The organism is Haloarcula sp. K1, from assembly GCF_001647155.1.
Taxonomy (GTDB): domain Archaea; phylum Halobacteriota; class Halobacteria; order Halobacteriales; family Haloarculaceae; genus Haloarcula; species Haloarcula hispanica.
On record NZ_LRHL01000037.1, the window covers coordinates 1 to 769 of the forward strand.

General features: G+C 58.1%; 1 protein-coding gene. It reads left to right on the forward strand.

Annotated features, from left to right (window positions below):
* On the forward strand, nucleotides 1–744 hold a 744-nt coding region (locus tag AV929_RS12385; protein ID WP_064288405.1), incomplete at its 5' end, for a hypothetical protein.
* Nucleotides 745–769 lie beyond the last annotated feature (25 nt).

Below are 769 nucleotides of genomic sequence, written 5' to 3' on the forward strand. Positions count from 1 at the left end.
CAGCATCTTCGGATCAGCGGCGAGGTCCAGCTGTTTGAGCGGATCTTCGCGGCGGCTGGCACGGTCACGGACAAGACGCGGATAGGGATTGCAGAGTCGGGAATCGCCATCCGGGCGGCTGACCTGCAGGGACACGCGATGGTCGACCTGCGTGTTTCTGGGAGTTCGTTCACCTCCTTCGATGCAGGGAGGGGAACGTTGGGGGTGGACGTCGGACGAGTTCGCGATGCACTCTCGGTCGGCGATGCAGGCGACCTTGCACAGTTCGCACTCGATGCAGCGAATAGCACACTGGAAATCAACATCGACGGGATAACGCGCACTATCGATCTTGACCCGGTTGAATCGCTCCGCTACCCTGTCGAGATGCCAGAGATAGACATCCCGGCAACCGTCCATCTGAGTCCAAATGACATCTCGCTCGGTCTTGAGCCAGCGGATATGCTTGCCGACCGGTTTGACCTCTCTGTTGATTCAGAAACCAAAGAAGTGCAGTTTGCCGCAGACGGTGACACCGACAGTATGACCTACCGATGGGACGACACGGATCTCATCGCCTTCGAGCCTGCGGATGTCGAAGTGAAACTGGACTCATCGCTGGTCAAATCGGCGAATGCTGGCCTGCCAGACGGCACGAATCGGGTTCTACATATCGGAAACGGGGTGCCGCTCGTGCTGAAATCGGAGTTCCCCGACGCCGATGGAGCGATGCAGTTCGTGATAGCACCGAAGCTCCCGAACTGACTCAGTTTCGAGCGTTTTGCGGAAA